Source organism: Actinomycetota bacterium (genome assembly GCA_035765775.1).
GTDB lineage: Bacteria > Actinomycetota > CADDZG01 > JAHWKV01 > JAOPZY01 > DASTWV01.
Map to the genome: position 1 here is coordinate 73,674 of DASTWV010000035.1, position 22,834 is coordinate 96,507.

The following is a 22,834-nucleotide window of genomic DNA, read 5'->3' on the forward strand; positions in this document are numbered from 1 at the left end:
ACCACGCGTGCAGGTATGGCTCAGCAGGCCCTCCGACCGCCCGGCCGCCCCGCCCGGCCGCCCTCAGCCCGCCGCCGGCGCCTTGAAGTACAGGCACGACAGGCCCGGCAGCGTCAGGCGCAGGGAGTGCGGCCGCCCGTGCACGCTGACCGGCGCCGACGCCACGCCGCCCGCATTCCCCAGCCCGGTGCCGCCGTAGTCGGCGGCGTTCGAGTTCAGGATCTCCCGCCACCAGCCGCCCACGGGCACGCCGACCTCGTAGTCCGAGCGGTCCACCGGCGTGAAGTTGCACACCACCAGCACGGTGTCGCCTGACCGGGACTTGCGCAGCAGGCTGATGACCGAGGCCTCGGTGTCGTTGGCGTCCACCCACTCGAATCCCGCCGGGTCGCAGTCCAGCTCGTACAGGGCGGGCTCGGAGCGGTAGGCCTGGTTCAGGTCCCGCACCCAGCGCTGCACGCCCGCGTGCGGCCCGTAGGCCAGCAGGTGCCAGTCGATCGAGGTCTCGTGGTACCACTCGTTCCACTGGGCGATCTCGCCGCCCATGAACAGCAGCTTCTTGCCCGCCTCGGCCCACATGTAGCCGAACAGCGCCCGCAGGTTGGCGAACCGCTGCTGCTCGTCGCCCGGCATCTTGCCCAGCAGGGAGCCTTTGCCGTGCGTGATCTCGTCGTGCGACAGCGGCAGCACGTAGTTCTCCGCGTAGGCGTACAGCATGCGGAAGGTCAGCAGGTTGTGGTGGAAGCGGCGGTGGATGGGGTCCAGGGACATATAGCTCAGGGTGTCGTGCATCCAGCCCATGTCCCACTTGAAGCCGAACCCTAGGCCCCCGACGTAGGTGGGCTTGGACACCATCGGCCAGGCGGTCGACTCCTCGGCGGTGGTCTGCACCGACGGCTCGGCCCGGTAGACGGTCTCGTTCAGCTTGCGCAGGAAGCCCAGCGCCTCGAGGTTCTCCCGGCCCCCGTGCTCGTTGGGGATCCACTCCCCGGCCTTCCTCGAGTAGTCGAGGTAGAGCATGGAGGCGACCGCATCCACCCTGAGCCCGTCGGCGTGGTAGGTGGACAGCCAGTGCATCGCGCTGGAGGTGAGGAAGCTGCGCACCTCGTTGCGCCCGTAGTTGAAGATGAAGCTGTTCCAGTCCGGGTGGAAGCCCTTGCGCGGGTCGGAGTGCTCGAACAGGTGCGTGCCGTCGAAGAACCCCAGCCCGTGCTCGTCGGTGGGGAAGTGGGACGGCACCCAGTCCAGGATCACGCCGATGCCGTGCTGGTGCAGCGTGTCGATGAGGTGCATGAAGTCCTGCGGGGTCCCGTAGCGGCTGGTGGGGGCGAAGTACCCGGTGGTCTGGTAGCCCCACGAGCCGAAGAACGGGTGCTCCATGACCGGCAGGAACTCGACGTGGGTGAAGCCCATGCGCTCGACGTACTCACACAGCCTCGGGGCCAGCTCGCGGTAGGTGAGCGGCCGGCTGCCCTCCTCGGGCACCCGCATCCAGGACCCGATGTGGACCTCGTAGATCGACTGGGGGGCATCGAGGGCGTTCAGGCGCCCGCGGCCCGCCATCCAGGCCGCGTCGCCCCAGGTGTAGTCGAGGTCCCACACCATCGAGGCGGTGCGGGGCGGCACCTCGGCGCACAGGGCGAAGGGGTCGGCCTTGTCCGCCCGGTACATGGCGTAACGGGAGGCGACGTGGTACTTGTACACGGCCCCCCTGCGCACCCCGGGGATGAACCCCTCCCAGATGCCGGAGTTCTCCCGGGCCTCCAGCGGGTGCGAGGTCTTCGACCACCCGTTGAAGTCACCGGTCACCCAGACGCCCTCGGCGTTGGGCGCCCAGACGGCAAACGCGGTCCCCCGCTCGCCCCCGAAGGTCACCTCGTGGGCGCCCATATGGTCCTGCAGCCGGCTGTGGGTGCCCTCGTTGAAGAGGTACACATCATCTGCGGTCAGCAGGCTGCGGCGTGGTGGAGCCATCGATTTGCTCATGGTTGCATCCCATCTCGGCGTGCGCGGTCTATAGCTTGCAGCCTACCCACTACCATGGGCATACAACGGATCGACTCCATCGAATGGGCCGCACGTCGCTGCCAGTTGGGGTATTCGCTCGTCGTCCCCGGGATGTTCTGCGGGCTGCGTTCGCCCCACAAATCTTCCAGGGCCAGCGCCACGGCCCGGCCGGGCGAGCGCCCCAGCCACGCCACCCAGGCGTCGAACACGGCCTCCCCAGACGCCGGATCATCGCCGCCCTCGAGCAGGCCGGCCCGGCGCAGCGCCACCACCACCGCCGCCTTCGCCGCTGAGCGCTCCGTCGCCTGGCCAGCCGCCTGCTCGGGCGTGAAGAGCCCCAGATCACGGGCCTGGTCGATGTCGTCGCCATGCCACCAGGCGGCGAACGAGGCCACGTCGTGGGTGTTCAGGGTGGCGAAGGTCTCGGCGGGCACCGGGCGCAGGCCCGGCCCGGCGATGCCCTCCTCCTCGGTGGCGAACTGCCCGACATAGCAGCGCAGGATCCCCCGGGAGGCCATCGCCCGGCGCACGTAGTCGGGCACGGTGCCCAGGTCTTCGCCCACCAGGAGCGCCCCGGCCCCCCCGCGCGCCCGGTGGGCTTCGAGGCAGAGGATGGCATACGCCTCGTCTGGGTGGTAGCGCAGGTACGCCCCGTCGCCCGCCAGGTCCCGCCGGGGGAGGACGTAGGCCCGGTGCAGGCCCATCACGTGGTCGATGCGGAGCGCCCCGCTGTGGGCCAGCAGGTGGCGGACGCAGGCGATGGGGTAGGCGTACCCGGTCGAGCGCAGCCGGTCGGGGTGCAGCGGCGGGTTGCCCCAGTCCTGGCCGCCCCGGTTGAGGGCGTCGGGGGGCGCACCGGTGGTGAGGCCCCGCAGGAACAGGTCCTGGTGCGCCCACACGTCGTACCCGGCCGGGTGGCCGCCCAGGGGCAGGTCGAAGAGCAGCGCCGCCCCGGTGCCGGCCACCGCCCCCCCGATCTGCTCCTCGGTCAGGAGCTGGGCGACGCGGTGGTACGCCCGGGCCTCGGGTGGCACCTCGCCGGGCCCGAGCCGGCCCGCTGCGGCCTCGCCCGGCCAGCACGGCCACGGCGACCGGAAGTGCTCGCAGGCGGCCCGGAAGGTGGCGTAGGCGTCGAGGGCCGGCCGGGAAGCCGCCAGGGCCTCGAGGGCGCCCCGGCGGCGCCCGTCCGTCCCGCCCTGCGACCGCAGTGCCACCTCGAGCACCCCCCGCTTCGCAGCGGCGACCGCCCGGTAGTCCACCCACCCGGGGTCGGGGCCGTCGGGGATCCCGAAGCGCCGCTGCGCTTCCTCCAGCGCGGCCCGGGCGGCATCCGACGCCGCCACCTCGGGCACCGCCCGCAGGTCGAGGTAGGCCTCGTTCCAGAACAGGCGCGAGACCGGCGAGTAGGGGCTCGGCTCCAGCGGCTCGTCCAGGAATGTGGCGAGGAGCGGCAGCGTGGCCACCAGCGACCCCCCGAGCCCACCGATGAACTCCAGGAGGTCGTGCAGGTCGCCCAGGTCGCCCAGCCCGATGGAGTGGGCGGAGTGCAGGGCGTAGAGCGGGGCGAACACGCCCCACAGGCGGTCGCCGTGGCCGGAGGGGGCCCGCGACGGGGCCGAGATGATCAGGGCGGAGCCGGAGAGCCCGGCGGCCGAGACCTCGAGCCGGTGGTAGCCCGTCGGCAGGCGGAGCCGTACCGGGACCTGGATCTGGATGTGCACGGCCCCGTCCACCCCGGCCATGGCGCTCAGGTGCCGGACGTCGAGGTCCCCGGCGACCGAGATCACCGGGCCGTCCTCGGGCGTGATGGCGAACCGGGCGGTGCCCGACGCCTCCCGCTGCGCTACCCGCAGGAGCACCGACGCCAGCACCCCGTCGCGTGCGACGAGTACCGGCTCGACCACCTGGCGCCAGATCTCGCGCCGCCGGGCGCCCATCGCGGCCTCGACCTCCCGGGTGGTGGCTCCCGCCTCCGGGATCGGCGCGCCCAAGGCGGCGGCGACCGCCACCAGCGCCTCGTCCGAGGCCTTGCGGATGCGCCCCTCGGTGTCCCGGTAACTCTCCTGAACGCCCCACAGCCGGGCCAACTCGCGCACCGTGGCCCGGGCCTGCACCTACTCCTCCTCGAGGAGTGCCAGCACGCCCTGGATGGGGATCTTGATCCAGGCCGGCCGGTTGTTCGCCTCGTAGCCGACCTCGTACATCGCCTTGCCCAGCAGGAAGGTGTGCAGCAGCGTCTCGGTGTCGGCGGGCTGCACCGGGATGAAGTCGGCGCCGCCCGCCACCTTCAGGTAGGCGCCCAGGAACGACCCCGCCGCCCACACGTACCAGAAGCGCACCCAGTGCTCCAGCACGGAGGTGTCCTGGCCGGCCGCGATCCCTGCCAGCCGCCCGTACAGCGAGCTGTACGCCGCGTAGTGCATCGAGCGCAGCATCCCGGCGACGTCCTGCAGCGGCGAGCGCTTGATCCGGCGTTCGGACAGCGGGCGGGCGGGTTCGCCCTCGAAGTCGATGATGTTGAAGTCCTTGCCGGTGTAGAGGACCTGGCCCAGGTGGTAGTCGCCGTGGATGCGGATCCGGCTGGCGGCGATCTTCGGCTCCATCACCCGCTGGAGCCGTTTCACGACCTCGCTCTCCAGGTCGAGGATCTGCACCGCCTCCGGGATGCGGTCCCGCCGGGAGCGCAGCAGCCGGAAGTTCTGCACCGTGGTCGCCCGCAGCGACTGGTAGATCGAGCGCTGGTAGAAGGCGGTGATCGGCTCCGGGGCGAAGGCCGGGTCGGCGTCGTTGGACGCCAGGGCCAGGTGCAGCTCGGCGGTGCGCCGGCCCAGCAGGCGGGCCCGCTCCAGGTAGTCGGCCATGGTCTCCCGGGCCAGCTGGGGGGGATCCAGGCCGGCGGCGCCGAACACCGAGAGGCCCTCGGGGATGGGAGGTTCGCCGATCTCGGGGTGCCGGACGATGGCCTCCTCGAAGAACCGGCCGAGGGAGTCCAGCGTGTAGTGCCAGGCGTCGCCGCTGTTGGCCACCAGCGGCTGCAGGATGCCCATGGTCATCGGCTCGGAGCGCCCCCGGCGGTACTCCAGCGCCCCGAGGACCGCCGGGACGTGCTCGAAGCCCGGACCCTCGGTGAGGAACCGGCCCACCTCGAGGTCCGGGTTGACGCCCTCCTCCAGGCGGCGGAACAGCTTGAAGAAGAGTTTGTCGCCGAAGATCACCGAGCTGTTGGACTGCTCGACGGCCAAGGGCACGGGCTCGAGGGCGGCCATGTTCTTGCCCACCGCCGGGCGGAACGCCTTGGTGGCGGAGGCCAGCAGGCGGCCGACCTGGCCGGGCAGGTTGCGGTGGCGGGCCACCACGCCCAGCAGCGCCGAGGAGAATTCCTTGTCCCACAACGCGTCGTACAGCATCCAATCGCCATCGGCGGTGCGCAGGCGGGCGACCGCGGTCTCCGCCACCGCCCGGCGGTGGTCGTCGCTGCGCTGGGCGGGCGTCGCCGCCAGGGGCATGCAGTAGACCTGCGCGTCGCCTTCGACGTATTCCACCTGGACCAGGGTCAGCATCCCGGCAATGGGGGCTGCGCCCTTCGCCGGCCCCCGGGATGCCCGCTCACCGTTGCTCCCCGGGCCGGCGGTGCCCGCAGCGCCGCCGGCGCCGGCAAGGGGCACGGGGATGGCATCGATCACCTGCGCCGAGGCGATGGTGAGCGCCTTGGCCCCGAACCAGCGCCGCCCCATGAGGTAGTCGGGCAGGACCGCCTCCAGCGCCGCCCTCGTCCGCCGGCTGAAGATGTCCTCCCACGGCCCGGGCACCGCGATGACCGGCAGCGGTGTCTCCCGGCTGGTGTCCCGGTCGGTGGGCAGCGGCGCCTCGAGGGCGAACCAGTAGAAGGCGTGCGGGCCGAGGGTGAGCGGGTAGGCGTGGTCGCCGACGCCCGGCATCTTGGTCTGGCCGAACAGCTCCACGGGCTGGCGTCCCCGGTAGCCCCCCAGGTCGAGCTCCACGTACTGCATGAACCGCGAGAGGTTGGCGACCACCAGGATCACCTCCTCGGAGCCGTCCTCGTCCCGGAGGGTGCGGGTGTACGCCAGCACCTTGTGATTCTCCGGGTACAGGAACTCGAGCGATCCCCGCCCGAAGGCCCGGTACCGGCGGCGCAGGTTGATGAGGCGTTTGGTCCACCACAACAGCGAGCTGGAGTTGTTGAGCTGGCTCTCGACGTTGACCGCCTGGGCGTGGTACTCGGGGTCGATCACCACCGGCAGGTAGAGGCTCTGGGGGTTCGCCCGGGAGAAGCCGGCGTTGCGGTCGCCGCTCCACTGCATCGGGGTGCGCACCCCGTTGCGGTCGCCCAGGTAGATGTTGTCGCCCATGCCGATCTCGTCGCCGTAGTAGGCCACCGGCGTGCCCGGCATGGAGAACAGCAGGCCGTTCATCAGCTCGATGGTCTTGCGGTCGCCGCTCAAAAGGGGCGCCAGCCGGCGCCGGATGCCGACGTTGATCCGGGCCTGCGGGTCGTGGGCGTAGACCCGGTACATGTAGTCCCGCTCCTCGTCGGTCACCATCTCGAGGGTGAGCTCGTCGTGGTTGCGCAGGAACACGGCCCACTGCGCCGAGGGTGGGATGGCGGGGGTCTGGCCCAGGATGTCGAGCACCGGGAAGCGGTCCTCCATGCGGATCGACATGAACAGCCGGGGCATCAGCGGGAAGTGGAACGCCATGTGGCACTCGTCGTCGCCGCCGAAGTAGGCCCCGGCGTCCTCCGGCCACTGGTTGGCCTCGGCCAGCAGCATGCGGTCCTTGTAGTGGGCGTCCACGTGGCGGCGCAGGTCGCGCAGGTAGGCGTGGGTCTCGGGCAGGTTCTCGCAGCTGGTCCCCTCCCGCTCGATAAGGTAGGGCACCGCGTCGAGGCGCAGCCCGTCCACCCCCATCTCCAGCCAGAAGTCCACCACCGAGAACATCGCCCGGCGCACCTCGGGGTTGTCGTAGTTCAGGTCGGGCTGGTGGGAGAAGAAGCGGTGCCAGTAATAGGCGCCGGCGACGGGGTCCCAGGACCAGTTCGAGGTCTCGGTGTCCTTGAAGATGATCCGGGTGTCGGCGTAGCGGTCAGGGGTGTCGCTCCACACGTAGAAGTCCCGCTCCCGGCTGCCGGGCGCCGCCCGCCGGGCGCGCTGGAACCAGGGATGCTGGTCGGAGGTGTGGTTGAGCACCAGCTCGGTGATCACCTTCAGGCCCCGCCACCGGGCCTCCCGGAGGAAGGTCTTGAAGTCCCGGAGGGTCCCGTACGCCGGGTGGATGTCGAGGTAGTCGCTGATGTCGTAGCCGTCGTCGCGCAGGGGCGAGGGATAGAACGGCAGGAGCCAGATCGCCGTGACCCCGAGGTTCTCCAGGTAGTCGAGCTTGGAGGTCAGCCCCCGGAAGTCCCCGATGCCGTCGCCGTCGCTGTCGGCGAACGCCCTGACCGGCACCTCATAGATGATGGCGTCCTTGTACCAGAGCGGGTTGCCGCTGGCCGACCCGGGCGGGACCGTCCTTAGGGCCGGCACAATGCCGGTAGGGGGCGCCGGTGCCGTCACGGCTCGTCGGCGGGCCGCGCGGGTGGGCGGACGGCCAGGATGTGGGCGGGCAGGGCGATGGGGTCGAGGCGGATGAAGTTGGTGGGGCCGCTCCAGGGGAAGCGGGACCCGGTCAGCAGGTCCTCCACCACGTAGGGCGCATCCACCGGGAGGCCGAGCGGCTCCAGGTCCAGGGTGAGCCAGCCGCTCTGGGCGTAGACCGGGTCCAGGTTGACCACCACGATGACGACGTCGGTGCCGTCCTCGCTCACCTTCGACCAGGCGATGAGCTGGTCGTTGTCGATGGTCTCGAAAACCGGCGGCGGCCCCTGCAGGGCGGGGTGCTGGCGGCGTGCCCGGTTCACCTGGGCCACCAGCTCGCTCAGGCTGTCCATCCGGGCGAGGTCCCAGGTGCGGATCTCGTACTTCTCCGAGTGCGCGTACTCTTCCGAGCCGGGCGCGATCGGGGTCCGCTCGCCCAGCTCGAAGGCCGGGCCGTAGATGCCGAACGAGGGCGACAGGCAGGCGGCCAGCACCAGCCGGGCGATGAAGCCCGCCCGCCCGCCGGACTGCAGCTGCACCGCCAGGATGTCGGGCGTGTTGGGCCAGAAGTTGGCCCGGAAGTAGTCCGACAGCGGCGGCGAGAAGACCTCGGTGGCGTACTCGGTCAGCTCCGCCTTGGTGGTGCGCCAGGTGAAGTAGGTGTAGGACTGGGTGAAGCCCAGCTTCGCCAGGCGCTGCATCACCCGGGGCCGGGTGAAGGCCTCGGCCAGGAAGAGGACATCGGGGTGGTCGGCGTGCACCCGGCTGATCAGCCAGTCCCAGAAGGCGAACGCCTTGGTGTGCGGGTTGTCCACCCGGAAGATCTTCACCCCGTGGCCGATCCAGAACTCGACCACCTCGGCCAGGGCCTCCCAGAGCTCCTCCCAGGACTCGGACTCGAAGTCGACGGGGTAGATGTCCTCGTACTTCTTGGGTGGGTTCTCGGCGTACTGCAGCGTGCCGTCCGGCCGGCGCCGGAACCATTCCGGGTGCTCCTTGACCCACGGGTGGTCAGGCGAGCACTGGATGGCGAAGTCCAGGGCGATCTCCATCCCGAACCGCTCGGTGGCGGCGACCAGGTGGTCGAAGTCCGCCAGGGTCCCGAGATCCGGGTGCACGGCGGTGTGGCCACCCTTCTTCCCGCCGATGGCCCACGGGCTCCCCGGGTCGGACGGGCGCGCTTGCGGGTTGTTGTTCACCCCCTTGCGGTGCGTCGTGCCGATGGGGTGGATCGGCGGCAGGTAGAGCACATCGAAGCCCATCCCGGCGACGTAGGGCAGTCGGGCCTCCACGTCGGCGAAGGTGCCGTGGCGGCGCGGATCGGCGGACGTCGAGCGGGGGAACAGCTCGTACCACGCGCTGAAGCCCGCCCTCGGCCGGTCGACCACCACCGGGTACGGCGCCGTGGAGACCGCCAGCTCGGTGTCCGGGTAGGCGGCCATCAGGGCGGCGAGATCGTCCTCGAAGGCTGCCTCGGGGTCGGCGTCAGGCTCCTCGCTCAGCCGCTCGACATAGGCCCGCAGCTGCTCGGCCTCCGGTACGCGCCCCGCCCGCCCGGTCTTGCGCGCCCCCCGCGGCGGGCCGCCCGCCGGCAGGTTGACCGCCCGCTTGGCGGCGGCGTCGACCAGGTCGGCCCCGATCAGCAGCTCCACCGACAGGTCCGCCGGCGATATCCCGGCGTCCAGCTTCTTGCGGAAGCCCCGCCGCCAGGTGGCGAAGCGGTCGATCCAGCCCGTGATCCTGTACTGGTAGCGCCCGGGCGCCTCGGGGAGGAACGTCGCCGCCCACCGGTCGTTGCCCAGGGCCTCCATGACCACCTCGCCGCCCGCCCGGGCCCCCGTCCCGCCATCCTCCCGGCGCCACGCCATGTCCGCAACCAGCTCGTCGTGGCCGTCGGCGAAGACGTCGGCGGTGACCACCACAGGCTTGCCTGCGATCCGCTTCGCCGGGAACTGCCCGCAGTCCACCGCAGGGGACAGCCCCTCGATGACCACGCGCCGCCGGCCGTCCTGGTCGATGCTCATCTGTCTCCTTGATTGTGCGGGTCTGGGGTGGTGGGGGCCCAGCCCGGGACCCGGCTGGCGCCGGGGGCGGCGCCGCGGCGCCCCGCCTGCCCTGGAGGGTCGATGATACCGAGAGGCACCTGCCGGCAGGGGTCTGCGGCGCGTTCCATGACGTTCGTTGTCCCCATAGCCGTAGCTTTCCCCTTTTGGGGCCCGGTTTGGGGCCCGGGTTGCCGGACCGAGGGCTGTAACCTGCCCGCCCAGGAGCACCTCGGCCGTGTTCCGGGTAGAACCTACCCAGATCGGAGAAGGACCACCACCTCATGAAGGTTGCTCTGATGACCCGGGAGTACCCGCCCGAGGTCTACGGCGGGGCGGGCGTGCACGTGGCCCACCTGGCCGCCGAGCTCGCCCGGCACATCGCGGTCGAGGTCCGGTGCTTCGGCCAGCCCCGGGAGCCGGGCCCGCCGGGGAGCCCCGAGGTGCGCGCCTTCGGCGTCCCGAACGCCGGACCCGATGCGCCGGAGAACCTCGCCACACTGGAGACCGTCATGGTCAACCTGGCCATGGCTGCCGGCCTCGGCGGTGTCGACATCCTTCACAGCCACACCTGGTACGCCAACCTCGGGGGCCACGCCGGGAAGCTGCTCAACGGCATTCCGCACGTGATGACCAGTCACAGCCTGGAGCCAAAGCGCACCTGGAAGGCGGAGCAGCTGGGCGCCGGCGGCTACGCCCTGTCCAGCTTCTGCGAGCGCACCGCCATCGAGTCGGCGGACGCGGTGATCGCGGTCTCCGCCCAGATGCGCCGGGACATCCTCGAGTGCTACCCGATGGTGGCACCCGAGACCGTCCGGGTGATCCACAACGGGGTGAACGCCTCCGAGTACCGGCCGGACCCGGGCACCGCCATCCTCGAGGCGCACGGCATTGACCCGGCCCAGCCCAGCGTGGTGTTCGTGGGCCGCATCACCCGCCAGAAGGGCATCACCCACCTCCTGGACGCCGCCGCCGAGCTCGACCCCGCTGCTCAGCTCGTCCTCTGCGCCAGTGCCCCGGACACCCCGGCGATCGCCGCCGAGACCGAGGCCAAGGTGGCCGACCTGCAGGCCCAGCGGCCCGGCGTCATCTGGCTGTCCGACGTCCTGGAGAGCGCCGCGATCATCCAGGTCCTCAGCCACGCCACCGTCTTCTGCTGCCCGTCGATCTACGAGCCGCTCGGCATCGTCAACCTCGAGGCCATGGCGTGCGAGGTCCCCGTGGTGGCCACCGCCACCGGCGGCATCCCCGAGGTCGTCGAGGACGGCGTCACCGGGCTGCTGGTCCCCTACCGGCCCGCCGCCGACGGGCAGGGGCCGGAGGACCCGGTCGCCTTCGCCAAGGAGCTGGCGCACCGGATCAATGAGGTGCTGGCCGACCCCGCCCGGGCGGCCGAGATGGGCCGGGCGGGCCGCCGCCGGGTGATCGAGCATTTCACCTGGAAGGTAGCGGGCCGCAAGACCATTGCGCTGTACGAGTCGCTGATCGGGTGAGCTAGCCTCCAGGGTGTTCCGCCATTCTGCCGAAGTGGGTGGCCCCGACCAGCGCCGGGACGTGGACGAGGGCGGGTGGTTAGGGCGAGACTTGGCGCTATGACCGGCGGCCATGAGTTCTTCCGGGAGTATGTGACCGAGGACGGCCGCCCGCTGGAGTACGCCCCCATCCCGTACGACCTCGCCGGGAGCCTCGAGGCGGCTCTCGCCGGGCGCCGCCTGCAGGCGGTGGTGCCGTGCTGCACGTGCGGCTGGCGGGGGACCGGCATCGACCGCTCAGCGGTGGACCTGGAGAGCGGCCGGCCCGAGGGCGATCCCTTCGCCCAGTGGTTCCTGCACCACATGGTGCCCTGAGGGGCCGTGCGGCCGGGCGTCGCTGCACTCTCTGGAACGTTTTTATCAGCAGGTGATAAAAACGTTACCCGGCGTCGTCTGCGATCTTGTTCCGGAGGGCGGTGAGCCGGGCCACCGCAGCGAGGATCTGCTGCGCCACACCGTCGGGGTCGTGCTCTATGTCGTACGTCGTGATGTAGAGGATCCACCACCCGAGGCCCACCAGCTCGTTGTTGCGGGCCTGGTCGGCGGCCCACTCCACCAGTTGCGAGTGGTGCAGGTAGCTGACCACCTCGATCCCCAGGAAGAGCAGGACGAAGGCGAGGTCCAGGCGGCGCCGCTTCCCGTTGGGCAGGACCACCTCGTGCTCTTCGAGCCAGCCCTCCAGCCCGAGCCTCCGGACAAGCTCCACCAGGCGGGCCTGGTACCAGCTGTCCGGATGGTGCCTGCGCCCCTGCCGCTCGGCGAGCAGCGCGGCGGCAAGCCCCCGGTCCGCCCCTACCGCCGCCAGGGCTGCGAGCCGCTTGCCCAGGTAGTCGAGGGTGGTGCGTTTCCGGGCGAGGACGTGGTCAAGGACCTTCCCCGCCACCTTCTGGTCCAGCACCTCGGGGAGGTCGAGCACCGTCCGGGAGATCGAGGTGGCCGGCACCCCCAACGGCCGGGAGCGATCGGCGAGATCAAGGGCTTCCACCCGGAAAACGGTCAGGTGCTTGATGCTGCGCTCCCGCGTGCGCTGGACGATTGCGATCTCGATTTCCTCGAAGTCATCATCCAATCCGATGGGCAGCTTATAGAGCCAAGCGGCGCTCCGCAGGCACGCGACCGACCCCCGCACGGCGAGTGTGGCCGCCTGCACCGACTGCTCGTACGTGCGGGGGGCGCCGCCCACCCGGTAGACCCCCCGGCCGGCTACCACCCAGTGCCCCCGGGCGACGTGGCGCTGGATGTCGGCGCTCTTCATCCCCCGAGCGAGGGCCTGGGGCCGGGTGATCAGGCCGTGCTGCAACTCGGCCCGCCTCTGGATCGCCTGCTGGACTCCGGTGTTCACCGCTACAGCTAAGCAGGGGGGTATGACAATCCAGGGGGTATCCCTGCACTCTCTGTAACGTTTTTATCAGCAGGTGATAAAAACGTTACCCGGCGGCCAGCCCCAGGGGGGCTAGCGGAAGGGCAGCTCCCGTACCGGGGCCAGGCCGGGGGACTCCTCCGGCTCGTAGGACAGGTCCCGGTCCTCCTCGGGGATCAGGCTCTGCAGCCCCGCCAGGTGGGCGATCTCGCTGCGGATCAGGGTCTCTTTGCGGATGAGCCCGTCGGCGATGGCCGCCAGGCGCTCCTTGTTGTCCGACAGGATGCTCCGGGCAGCCTGCTCGGCCTTCATGATGAGGGCCTTGGCCTCCCGCTCGGGCGTCGGGTCCCGCCCGTCGCGGTCGGCGTGCCGGGGGGCGTAGTCGCTGTCGTCCTCGTCCAGCCGGTCGGTCATGCCCCACTTGTTGACCATCCGCCGGGCCAGTTCCCAGGCCTGCTCCAGGTCGTCCTCGGCCCGGGTGGAGGGCTCGCCGAAGGTGATCTTCTCGGCCGCCCGGCCCCCGAGCAGCACCATGAGCTGTGACATCAGCTCCCGGCGGGTCATGACCTCACCGTCGTCGCTCGCCGACCAGTTCGACCGCCCGAGGCCCCCCATCCGCCCGATGATCGACACCCGGGCCACCGGCCGGATCCCGCGCAGGAGCAGCGAGAGGAGGGCGTGGCCGGCCTCGTGGTAGGCGATGAGGCGCTTCTGGTCGTCGGAGATCGGCTTGTTGGAGCGCTGGCCGGTCACCACCCGCTCGACGGCCTCCTCGACCTCCTCCTGGGTGATCCGCTCCCGGTGCTGGCGGGCGGCGAGGAAGGAGGCCTCGTTGATGATGTTGGCCAGCTCGGCGCCGCTCAGGCCCGGGGTGCGTCTGGCCACCGACATCCAGTCGACCTGCCCGGAGAACGGCCGCCGGGAGGCGTGCAGCCGGAGGATGGCCAGCCGTCCCCCCACGTCGGGCTTGTCCACGTGGATGCGCCGGTCGAAGCGCCCGGGGCGCAGGAGGGCGGGGTCGATGAGCTCGGGCCGGTTCGTGGCCCCGATGAGCACGACACCGTGTGACATGGCGAAGCCGTCCAGCTCCACCAGCAGCTGGTTGAGCGTGTGGTCGAACTCCCGGTCCCCGCCGACGTCGGCGCTGCGCCGGCGCCCGACGGCGTCCAGCTCGTCGATGAAGACGATCGACGGGGTGTTCTTCTTGGCCTCCTCGAAGAGCTGGCGCACCCGGGCGGCCCCCACGCCGACGTACACCTCGACGAAGCTGGAGGCGGACACCGAGTAGAACGGTGCCCCGGTCTCGCCCGCCAGCGCCCGGGCCATCAGGGTCTTGCCCGATCCGGGCGGCCCGTAGAGCAGCAACCCCCGGGGTAACTGCGCCCCCAGCGCCGAGAACCGGGTGGGGTCGGTGAGGTAGTCCTTCACCTCTTTCAGCTCGGCCACCACATCGTCCAGCCCGGCGACGTCGGAGAAGGTCACCGTGGGCTGGTCGACGTTGAGCTTCACCGACTTCGGGGCGAAGCTGCTCAACTTGTGGGTCATCTGCTTCTTGGACTGGCGCAGGGCCACCAGCGAGCCGCCGACGATGACGACCGCGGCAATGATGAAGGCCGGGTTCCAGAGGATTTTTAGCCAGCTCGGCACTGTGCTTGCTCCTTCCGGTGGGCGGGGAGGCTGCCCGTGGGCTACTGCTGCAGCTTCTTGAGGGCGTCCGCCTTCTTGATGAGGCTGGGAAGGACGGCGAAGATCTCCTTCATGCTCCGCTTGGGGGCGGGGCCGATCTGTGGCTGCCCCTCGGTCGAGACGGTCTCCGCCAGCGCCGATGCCCGCGACACCAGGGCGGCCATCGACTTCAGGTTCCGGCCGATCACGATCAGCAGGATGAGGACGATGGCCAGGAACAATGCCAGAAGCCCGAGGGCTGCGAGGAGCACTACCTCCATGTGTCTGCCCCTGTGGGCCGTTCCTGGCCCCTGAGGGGTGCTCGAGCAGCACCCGGGATCGTGGTCCCCGTACGATAAACGGGCACCCGGCGGGGCGTCAACAATCCTCTGATGGGGATCTGGCGGGAACCCCTAGGAGGCTGACGGGACGGGCACGAGGGGTGCCGATCCGGCCGTGCCCGTCACCGACGGTGTGGCCCCCGGCGACGGTGTCGGCGTCACGCCCTCCACCATGTGGCGGCTGTGGAACGTCTTGATGGCCGCCTCGAAATCGTCCTGGTGCTTGGCGAAGTTCTTCTTGTCGCACTCCAAGGTGACGATCTCGAGGTTGGCCCCGTTGAAGATGAAGTAGTCCGAGTCCTGCAGCTTGACCGGCACACCGCTGCTGAAGTCGGTGAAGTCCACGATGTAGTGGACCGAGACCGCACCGTTGATCGTGCCGTAGTCCGGCCCGGAGATGATGGTGGCGTCCGGCCGCCCGCTGGCGTTCGGCCCCTCGAGGGTGTTGAGCTCCTTCTGCATGTCTTGGGTCTTCGCCCGGGCGGCGTTCACCGGTTCCTTCAGGAACTGGGCCTGCACCCGCACCCCCACGCCGTCGCCGTCGGACTCGAAACGGATCGTGTCCACCTGGATCGGCGCCTTCTGTTTCGCCCACTCCCGCGGGAAGGTGATGGTCCAGCCGTACAGGGAGTCCTCCTGGGTCACGGTGGGCTTGCCGACGAAGGGCAACTGCAGCTTGCCGAAGGCGGCGGCGACGCCCACCCCGACGATGAGGATCGCCGAGATGACCCCCGCGATCAGCAGGATCCGGCGCCCCGTGGACATCGGGACGGGGACCAGCGGGGTGGGCTCGGGCTCATTGGCTCGGAGCGACAACCTGACCCTCCGCAGCTAGCGAGTAGTGGGACACCAGAGGCCCGTCGTCCACCAGGATGATGTCGAAGGGTGCCGTGGCGCCCGGCGTGACCGTGTCGCTGGTGCCCACGCTGTGGGCGGCGCCGACCACCGCCCCCGAACGGTTGTAGAAGGTGGCCACCACGTTGGGGAAGGTTACGGCCTTGCCGGACGAGTTCGTCACCGTGCCCGTCACCTCGATGTCATGGCCCAGCGAGATCCTGTTCTGCAGTGTGACGCTGAGCGGGGCGTACGGGATGGCAATGATGGGCTCCGCCTGCACATTCGCCTTCACCGCCGTGGCGGTGCCATGCACCTCGGGGAAGGGGATCGAGAACGAGGCATGGCCGCCCCCGGGCACCACGTGCAGCAGCGTGGTGGCCTCCATGGGCTCGCCCGGGGCTCCCTTGCCGATGGTCACCGACGTGGTGAGCTGGACCCCGCTGATGGCGGCCGGTGAGAGGTTGTGCACCTCGCCCACGACGACCGGCCCGACCGTGCTCGACACCACGTTGATCGACGAGATCGTCACGATGTGCGGTTCGGCGCTGGAGAGATGCTTGCTGATGGAGGACGTGGACCCGCAGGCTCCCGCCACGAGCAGCACGGCGATCAGCAGAGCCCCCCTCAGCCGCGCGGGCATGGGTCACTGCCCTGCCGATTGCGACGCTGGCTCATGCGGCGCCCCGGCGCTCCCGCATCCCGCGCACGGCGGTGGCGATCTCGGCTGCGTCGAGCACGTCGGCCATCACACCGATCTGCTCTTCGTAGACGGTCTCCGGGACCCAGCTCCGAACCTCGTCCTCCAGGATGTGGTACGTGTCGAGACCCAACTGGGTCTCGGTCAATGGACCGGCGTAGGTGGGGTCACCCATGATCACGGTTTCCGCCGCGATCTCGGCGCTCTCGCCGTCCGGCGCCCCCAGCAGCACGAGGATCTTCTCGGCCCCATGCTGGTTGACGAACCGGAGGATGGCTTCCTGCGTTCCCAGGTCCATTGCCCCTGAAGCAGTTCAAACGAAGCATTCGGTCGCCTGGAACACCACCTCATTGCCCGCTGCCTGCGCACAGGCGGCGATGGCGGGCCCGGCCACACCGTCGCGCTCGCCCAGAGCGATCACGAACTTGCCGTCGAACACCGGAGATCTCACCCCCCTTCACTGCCTCCCAGCCCGCGGCGAACCCCCGGGCACCGATCCGTGTGGGTGACGGTCAGGAGATCCCGTTGCGTTCCAGCAGGACGCTCATGCCGTCGGAGGCCTGTGTCATCCGACCGAGGAACAGGCTTCCTTTCGCAATCATATGCACGCGAGATGCCGGGCCGCGGGTCAGGCGGTCGACGGCGTGGGGGAGATAGCACAGCGCCGAGGCGAGGTGGCCCTGGGTGGGGGCGTAGCCCGGCATGCCCCGCTCCGCCACGAAGGCGTCGATCTGCGCCCGCTCGATATCTCCCCGCCGGGCGGCCAGGGCAGCCAGCGTCTTGTAGTTGCGCTCGGGGACATTGCCCGAGCCCTGCGGCTCGGTGATCTCCGGGTTGTGCAGCTCGGTGGCGTAGTCGTCGACGTCGGTCATCTTCAGGCCCATCGCCGCGAGCGGCTCGATGCCCAGCGCCTCCATGATCTGCGGGTTGGACGACCCGGCGGACACCTTGTGGCGCCCGACGTGGTCCAGGCGCAGCCGGGGCGAGCGCCCGTCGTCGGCGGCCACCAGCGCGGCGGACCCGCCGATGACGTCCTCCAGCACCGGCATCCCGTGCTTCAGGTGGCCCTGGAACTTCATGCCCAGCTTGGGCAGCGATCCCCCGCCCACCACCGCCACGGTGCGGAACACGCCCGCAGCCACCAGGCTGGCGGCCACCACCAGGGCGGGGACCGGGGCGGCGCAGAAGTTCTTCACATCGGCCCCCGACGCCTCGGACAGGCCGGCCGCCTCGGCGATGGCCTTGGCCATGTTGCCGCCGCCCCGCTGGTAGCGGTCACCGACGCCCTCCTCCGAGCAGCCGAGCACGTAGTCCACCGAGTGGGGATCGATGTCGTGGTCCGCCAGCAGGTGCAGCAGGGCCAGGGCGCCGGTCGCTTTGCCGGCCAGGTTCTCCAGCAGCACCTCGGCCGCCAGCGAGGCGTCCTCGTGGTGGGCGGCCCGCATGGCGCCCACCAGGCGATCCCGCTCGACGTGCAGGGGGAGAGCGCCGGGCTCGGACGCCACCGCCTCGACGTCGCCCGCCGCCCCGACGATCCGGTCGAGATCCAGCGCCTTCGCCAGGGGGTGCTGGGCCAACCGGGTGGCCGCCGCCTCGGCGAAGTCCCGGTCGAGGACCACGAGCCCGAACTGGTCCATGCACGCCAGCAGAGCGAGGAACTCGTCCTCGGGCATGACCTCACCGCCCGGCACGAAGCGCTCCGCCCCGGGCAGCCCGGAGCCGGTCCAGGGCCGGGCGGGCAGGTCGCGGGGATGGATCGAGCCGAGGTAGGCCTGGTGGGGCGCATAGCCGACCGCCTCGTCGAAGCTGCGCAGCGATCGCAGGAAGGCCGCCTCGACCTCCGGGTCGCGGGGCAGCTCCCGCATCGGCTTGGAGCCGTGACGGGCGAGGCCCGGGGTGTGCGCCAGGATCTGCCCGGTGGCAGGGACGACGGGGAGGTTCACGCCTTCAGTGTTCCAAACTTGGTTCCAGCGCGGTTTCCAACACCGGGAAGACCGTGGGGCGGTGCACCTCGGTGGAGACCGCGAACAGGGCGGTCTCGACCAGCCGGCGGCGCCAGGCCCGCTCGGCGGCGGGGTCGAGGGCGGGGTCGCCGGTGGGGTATGGGATGCCCCGGGTCGGCACGATGCGCGGCGCCCCCACCCGCTGGGCGATCGGGACGAGGTTGCACAGCAGGGCGGTCGGGATTCCCGCCCTCTCCAACTCTTTCGCGAGCGTTGCCCCGCAACGCGTGCCGGTCCCTCACGTCGAGGTCAGGATCGCCGCCTGGACGCCCGCCTGGCGCAGCTCGGCGGCCCATTCCACGCCGAAGTGGGTGGCGTCGGCCACCGCCGTCCCGTTGCCCGCCGTGGTGAGGTACTCGGGGTGGAGGGCCCGGATGCGCCCGGCCTCCTCCAGCTCCCGGGCGACATCCAGCGGCAGCATCCGGTGGGGGTCGGCGTTGGCGATCACGGTCGAGAAGCCACCGTGGACCGACTGGTACTCCCCCGTCGGCAGCGTGTCCCGGCCCTCGAGGGCATAGCGGAACCAGTGCTTGGCCCGGGCGGACTCCAGGCGGTCCGGGTTCCCCATGGGCACGAGGGCGCCCTCGGTGAGGATGGCGACCAGGGCGTCGCCCGGGTCGGCGACGGGGCTCGCCGGGGTCACCGCCCCGAAGTCGGGCAGCCGGATCTCGGTCTCCTTGCCCCCGTTCAGCCGGCGCAGGGCAAGCAGGACGCCCCGCTCGGCGGCCGTGCGGTCGGCGACGCTGTTGCGCCGGGCGCCCGCACCCCCTCCGGCGGCGATCACCCCCTCGGCATCGCCCGGGGTGCCACCCGTGGTCAGCAGCGCAGCCGCTTTCGCCATCCGCTCCAGCGCCTGGGCCATGTGCCGGGCGGCGTCGCCCGAGTTCACGGCCACCGCCGGGGCCACCTCGGGCAGCCCAGGGTTGGCCGGATCCATCCCGGCGACCGCCACGAGGCCAGCGCCCGCCGCTGCCGCCGCCACACGGCCGCAGGCGATGCCGTAGCGGCCGCTGCCGAAGGCCGGTCCGGCGACGATCACCTCGGCCCCCGCCTCCTGGGCGAGGGCCAGGATCTCGGCCGCGGCGCCATGCTCGGAGGCGGCGTAGTCGTCGCCGCAGAAGACGGTGGCCACCAGCTCGAAGTCGCCCAGCCCGGCCAGCGTGGCCGCCAGCTTGCGGCCGGGACCGACCGCGCCCGGCCTGGACTGCGGCCCCACGGTGGCCTGGTCCTCGCCCCCGACGCCGGCAAAGAACTGGTTGATGTAGTGGACGACTCTCATGACGCTCCCACGGTATCCGCTCCCGCGGCGCTCAGGCGGCCCCAACCGAGGGGGCTGAGCGAGGCGACCAGCACTGCCATGGGCACCTCCATCGCCTCGGCGGCCCCGGTGTCGAGGAGGTCGAAGCGCTCGGCCCCCACCGCGGTCTCCACAGCGCCCAGGACGACGCGCTCGTCGTAGTTGCCGGTCGAGATCATGGCGGTGGCGGACGAGGGTGGCGACACCAGCGGCGGTGCCGTCCCCTCCGGCCCGGACATCTCGGCGAAGAGCCCGACCCCCAGGATCCCCAGCTCCTCCAGCGCATCCATCTTCAAGGAGATATCCGAGTCGGCATTGCCCCCGCCTTCCTTCGTGATGATGGCGGCGTCCCAGCCGAGAGTGGCGGCCAGCCGGGCGGCGTGGGCGGCGGCGAGCTCCTTGGCCCCCTGCTCCACCGGCTCGGGGCACAGCACCAGGCCCCCGAAGCTGAGTTCGTTCCCGTCGGCTGCCCGCAGGGCGGCGACCACCGGATGGTTCTGGTGGACGTAGGTGGGGTTGCGCAAGCCGGGGTGACCGTACTGGCCGCTGACGATGGCGCCGTCGTCGACCTCGGTGGGATCGACCGGTGCCGGCGGGCTGCCCGCCAGGCTGCGGCCGTAGAAGAAGACATCCTTGAAGGCGCCCTGGGTCTGCAAGTTGGTGATGGCGCCCACCCGGGGCAGGCCTGCCCGGGGGGCGCCGGGTGCGGCGAGCTCCTCGACGGTGTCCGGCGATTCGCCCCGCCCGGCGGCACCCAGCCGGGCGGCGATGCGGAGTACCGCCCGGCGCACGGCCCGGTCCACCTCGTCCCAGGCGGCCCCATCGGCCGGCTCGAAGGTCACGACGACATTGTGGGTGAGCCCGAGCGGCGAGCGCTCTGCCGCCGGCCCCGACATCTCGACCAGTGCCTCCTGTGCCCGGGGCAGGTACCCGGCGGCCACCACCGCCGCTCCTCGCAGCACGTGGGTCTCCCCCCTGCCCTGGGCGGCTGCCGGGCCGACGAACCCGGGGAAGATGCCCTCGCCCGAGTTCTTGGCCCGGGGCTCGACGGCGTCGAGCACCTTCACGATCCGGGCGCTCTGCCCGGGGGACACGACGGAGATGCCGACCGCCTTCAGGGCCGGGCTGGCGCCCAGGGCCAACAGCTCGGCGCGCGACACGGTCAGCACGCCGCCCGCGAGCCGGGTCGCGTCCCCGAGGGCGACCTCGCGCACGGCGTGCACCAGCCGGCGCAGCACGACCGGCCTTTGTGCGGTTCCGTTGGTTCCCATGAGCACGAAATGGTACCGGGCCCGGGCCGGGAGCCCGCCGCGGGCGGACCATCCGACATTATTACGGCTCAAACGGTATGAACACCGCGTTTAGCCTGCCTAGCGGCCCGGCTCAGGTCGCCTCCGGCAAAGTTGGCGGAGCAGTACATCTCCTGGCTGTACCACTCGTGCAGGTATGCCGGGCCGGCCCTCCGCGCCAGCCAAGCGGGCAGCATCGAGGTCGATTTGCCCCCAAAAACCGGGCAAAGTGACCACGATGATGTGGGCGGCGACCTGCGTCCGCTGAGGTGGGGGACTTTCGTCCCGGGTAGCGGGACAAACGTCCCCCGAATGATGTCGCCGCCGCGGCACGACTATCTATAGGAGCATCTCATCCCGGCCAACCGAACACCCCTTCCCGCCCTCGCCTGCCCCTAGCCATCCGCCGGCCTCCGCGCGACGCCCGCATACACTGGCGGCCATGGACTCCGTCACCCGCCTCCGCACCGCCCTCGAGCTCGGCACGCCGGACCGGCCGCCCTTCACCTGGTGGGGCCACACATTCCTCGAGGAGTGGTCGCCCACCAAGCTCGCCGACATCACCATCGACCGCGCCCGCCGCCACGGGTGGGACTTCGTGAAGCTGCAGCCCCGGGCGAGCTGCTTCGCCGAGGCCTTCGGCTCCGAGTACCGGGCGAGCGGCAACGCCACCGAGTCGCCCGCCCTGGTCTCCCCGGCCGTGAAGGAACTGGACGATTTCGCCACCTTGCCTGAGGTGGATGCCGGGCACCCGGCCTTCGCCGATCAGGTCGAGGCGATCCGCCTGGTGGCCGCGGGGGCCGGGGTGCCGGTCATCCAGACCGTCTTCTCGCCGATCACCGTCGCCGGCCACCTCATCGGCAAAGACCCCCAGGGCATCGTGGCGATGCTGCGCAGCCATCCGGGGATCGTCGGCCCCGCCCTCGAGAAGATCGGCCGGGCGCTGGTCAGCTTCTCGACCGCCTCGGTCGAGGCCGGGGGAGCGGGCGTCTTCTACGCCGTGTCCGGGTACGCCTCCGCCGACCTCATGACCGCCGAGGAGTACGAGGCCCTCGCCCTCCCCCACGACCTCGAGGTCATCGGCAAGCTCCCGCCGGCCGATGCGGCGTGGCTCAACATCCTGCACCTGTGCGGCGCCCACCTCCACTTCGGGCTGGCGCCCCTGTTCGGCCTCCCGGTGGTGAGCTGGTCGGTGCACGACGCCGGCAACCCCACGCTGGCCGAGGGCCGTGACCGTGCCCAGCGGACCGCGATGGGCGGCCTCGGGCAGAAGACCACCATGGTCCACGCACGGCCCGAGGGGGTCGTCGCCGAAGGGCGGGCCGCCCTGGAGGGCACTGGCGGGGCCGGCGTCATCCTGTCCGCCGGCTGCTCCGTGGCGGTGACGGCCCCGGAGGCGAACCTGGCCGCGGTGCGCGAGGTCGTAGCCGCCTAACAGCCACCGAGCAGCGGCCGGACAAACGGCCGGACAAACGGCCGGGAAGCCCTAGCCCTTCGCCGTCGGCGTGACCGGCAGCAGGGTGCCGATGTCCAGGGTCTTCAGGAGCGCCTGCACGTCGCTCACGGTGGCGGTGACGTCCTGCTGCACTCCCAGGCCGACGCCCGACACCGTGCTCATGACCCCCGACGCGCTGATGAGCGTCTTGCTCACCGTCGTGGGCACGCCGTCCACCACCGTGGTGACGGTCTCAGAGAACCCGTCGACGGTCCGGGTGAGGGTGACGGTGAACCCGTCCACTGTCTTGGAGACGGTGTCGCCCACCTGACCGAGCGTGCCTTCCAGGAGCGTGACCAGGGCGTCGACCGCCGAGGGATCGACGTTGGAGCCCTTGAGCGCGGCGTCGGCGTCGCCCTGCACGCTGTCCAGGGTGCCGTCGCCCTGGGTCACGGTCGAGGAGACCGTGGCCGACACGGTGCCGTCGGCCTGCTGGAGCCCGCTCTTCACCTGCCCGGAGAGGTCCGACAGGCTGCCGTTCACGTCCGGCGTGCCCGGCGGCGGGGTGCCGTTCTCGGCGAAGGCAGCGACCACGCCAAGTACCAAGACCAAGGCGACGACAGGCAGCATCAGCAGTTTCTTGTTCACCCCTGACCCCCTCTTCCGGCTCTGCGCCGGTCGATCACCCGCTCCCCGAGGCGCCATTATCGATATTCGCGAGGAGGATGCAAAGGC

Annotated in this window: 17 protein-coding genes; 3 read left to right on the forward strand and 14 right to left on the reverse strand. The window is 71.0% G+C overall.

The genetic code is table 11. From position 1 onward, the window contains the following. Window positions 1-63: 63 nt before the first annotated feature. From glgB to VFW71_07810, 4 genes are read right to left on the reverse strand one after another with little or no spacing between them, the layout of a single operon-like run. The gene (glgB, locus tag VFW71_07795; GenBank protein ID HEU5002664.1) at window positions 64-1,986 is read right to left on the reverse strand and encodes a 1,4-alpha-glucan branching protein GlgB; all 1,923 of its coding nucleotides are present in this window, start codon (window positions 1,984-1,986) and stop codon (window positions 64-66) included. Then, window positions 1,983-4,121: a 4-alpha-glucanotransferase gene (malQ, locus tag VFW71_07800; protein HEU5002665.1), complete on the reverse strand. Its 2,139-nt coding sequence runs from the start codon at window positions 4,119-4,121 to the stop codon at window positions 1,983-1,985. The genes glgB and malQ overlap by 4 nt, the downstream gene beginning before the upstream one ends. Continuing rightward, on the reverse strand, window positions 4,122-7,550 hold the full coding sequence (gene treS / locus VFW71_07805) for a maltose alpha-D-glucosyltransferase (protein HEU5002666.1): 3,429 nt from the start codon (window positions 7,548-7,550) through the stop codon (window positions 4,122-4,124). Window positions 7,551-7,576: 26 nt separating this feature from the next. Continuing rightward, entirely contained in the window at window positions 7,577-9,625 is a 2,049-nt protein-coding gene (locus VFW71_07810; GenBank protein ID HEU5002667.1) for a maltotransferase domain-containing protein, read from the reverse strand. A gap of 302 nt (window positions 9,626-9,927) precedes the next feature. On the opposite strand from VFW71_07810, the gene glgA reads away from it, so the two are divergent. Both glgA and VFW71_07820 read left to right on the forward strand, forming a co-directional pair. Further along, entirely contained in the window at window positions 9,928-11,136 is a 1,209-nt protein-coding gene (gene glgA, locus VFW71_07815) for a glycogen synthase (GenBank protein ID HEU5002668.1), read from the forward strand. Between the two features lie 99 nt (window positions 11,137-11,235). Continuing rightward, window positions 11,236-11,490 (forward strand): hypothetical protein, encoded by a 255-nt coding sequence (locus tag VFW71_07820; GenBank protein ID HEU5002669.1) that lies wholly within the window; start codon window positions 11,236-11,238, stop codon window positions 11,488-11,490. Between the two features lie 64 nt (window positions 11,491-11,554). Here VFW71_07820 and VFW71_07825 read toward each other — a convergent pair whose 3' ends face one another. The 9 genes from VFW71_07825 to VFW71_07865 all read right to left on the reverse strand — a co-directional run bounded on the left by VFW71_07825 (window position 11,555) and on the right by VFW71_07865 (window position 20,646). After that, a complete protein-coding gene (locus tag VFW71_07825) occupies window positions 11,555-12,517 on the reverse strand; it encodes a type IV toxin-antitoxin system AbiEi family antitoxin domain-containing protein (protein HEU5002670.1) in 963 nt (320 codons plus the stop codon). 111 nt (window positions 12,518-12,628) lie between these two features. Next, window positions 12,629-14,182: an AAA family ATPase gene (locus VFW71_07830; GenBank protein HEU5002671.1), complete on the reverse strand. Its 1,554-nt coding sequence runs from the start codon at window positions 14,180-14,182 to the stop codon at window positions 12,629-12,631. 41 nt (window positions 14,183-14,223) lie between these two features. Then, window positions 14,224-14,481, reverse strand: a complete 258-nt coding sequence (locus tag VFW71_07835) for a hypothetical protein (GenBank protein HEU5002672.1) — start codon at window positions 14,479-14,481, stop codon at window positions 14,224-14,226. A gap of 132 nt (window positions 14,482-14,613) precedes the next feature. Beyond that, window positions 14,614-15,357 carry a hypothetical protein gene (locus VFW71_07840; protein HEU5002673.1) on the reverse strand — a complete coding sequence of 248 codons (744 nt, stop codon included), beginning with the start codon at window positions 15,355-15,357 and terminating at the stop codon, window positions 14,614-14,616. After that, the gene (locus VFW71_07845; protein ID HEU5002674.1) at window positions 15,338-16,018 is read right to left on the reverse strand and encodes an FxLYD domain-containing protein; all 681 of its coding nucleotides are present in this window, start codon (window positions 16,016-16,018) and stop codon (window positions 15,338-15,340) included. The genes VFW71_07840 and VFW71_07845 overlap by 20 nt, the downstream gene beginning before the upstream one ends. Window positions 16,019-16,049: 31 nt before the next feature. Continuing rightward, window positions 16,050-16,514, reverse strand: a complete 465-nt coding sequence (gene grdA, locus VFW71_07850) for a glycine/sarcosine/betaine reductase complex selenoprotein A (GenBank protein HEU5002675.1) — start codon at window positions 16,512-16,514, stop codon at window positions 16,050-16,052. A 73-nt stretch (window positions 16,515-16,587) separates the two neighbouring features. After that, window positions 16,588-18,018 carry a glycine/sarcosine/betaine reductase complex component C subunit beta gene (gene grdC, locus VFW71_07855; GenBank protein HEU5002676.1) on the reverse strand — a complete coding sequence of 477 codons (1,431 nt, stop codon included), beginning with the start codon at window positions 18,016-18,018 and terminating at the stop codon, window positions 16,588-16,590. A gap of 4 nt (window positions 18,019-18,022) precedes the next feature. Next, the gene (locus VFW71_07860) at window positions 18,023-19,357 is read right to left on the reverse strand and encodes a glycine/betaine/sarcosine/D-proline family reductase selenoprotein B (protein HEU5002677.1); all 1,335 of its coding nucleotides are present in this window, start codon (window positions 19,355-19,357) and stop codon (window positions 18,023-18,025) included. Continuing rightward, window positions 19,354-20,646, reverse strand: a complete 1,293-nt coding sequence (locus VFW71_07865) for a glycine/sarcosine/betaine reductase component B subunit (GenBank protein ID HEU5002678.1) — start codon at window positions 20,644-20,646, stop codon at window positions 19,354-19,356. Before VFW71_07865 ends, VFW71_07860 begins: the two co-directional genes overlap by 4 nt. Window positions 20,647-21,106: 460 nt before the next feature. Between VFW71_07865 and VFW71_07870 the strand changes: the two genes are divergently transcribed. Next, window positions 21,107-22,099, forward strand: coding sequence for a uroporphyrinogen decarboxylase family protein (locus VFW71_07870; protein ID HEU5002679.1), 993 nt, complete (start codon window positions 21,107-21,109; stop codon window positions 22,097-22,099). A 51-nt stretch (window positions 22,100-22,150) separates the two neighbouring features. Here VFW71_07870 and VFW71_07875 read toward each other — a convergent pair whose 3' ends face one another. Then, window positions 22,151-22,747, reverse strand: coding sequence for a hypothetical protein (locus tag VFW71_07875; protein HEU5002680.1), 597 nt, complete (start codon window positions 22,745-22,747; stop codon window positions 22,151-22,153). Window positions 22,748-22,834 lie beyond the last annotated feature (87 nt).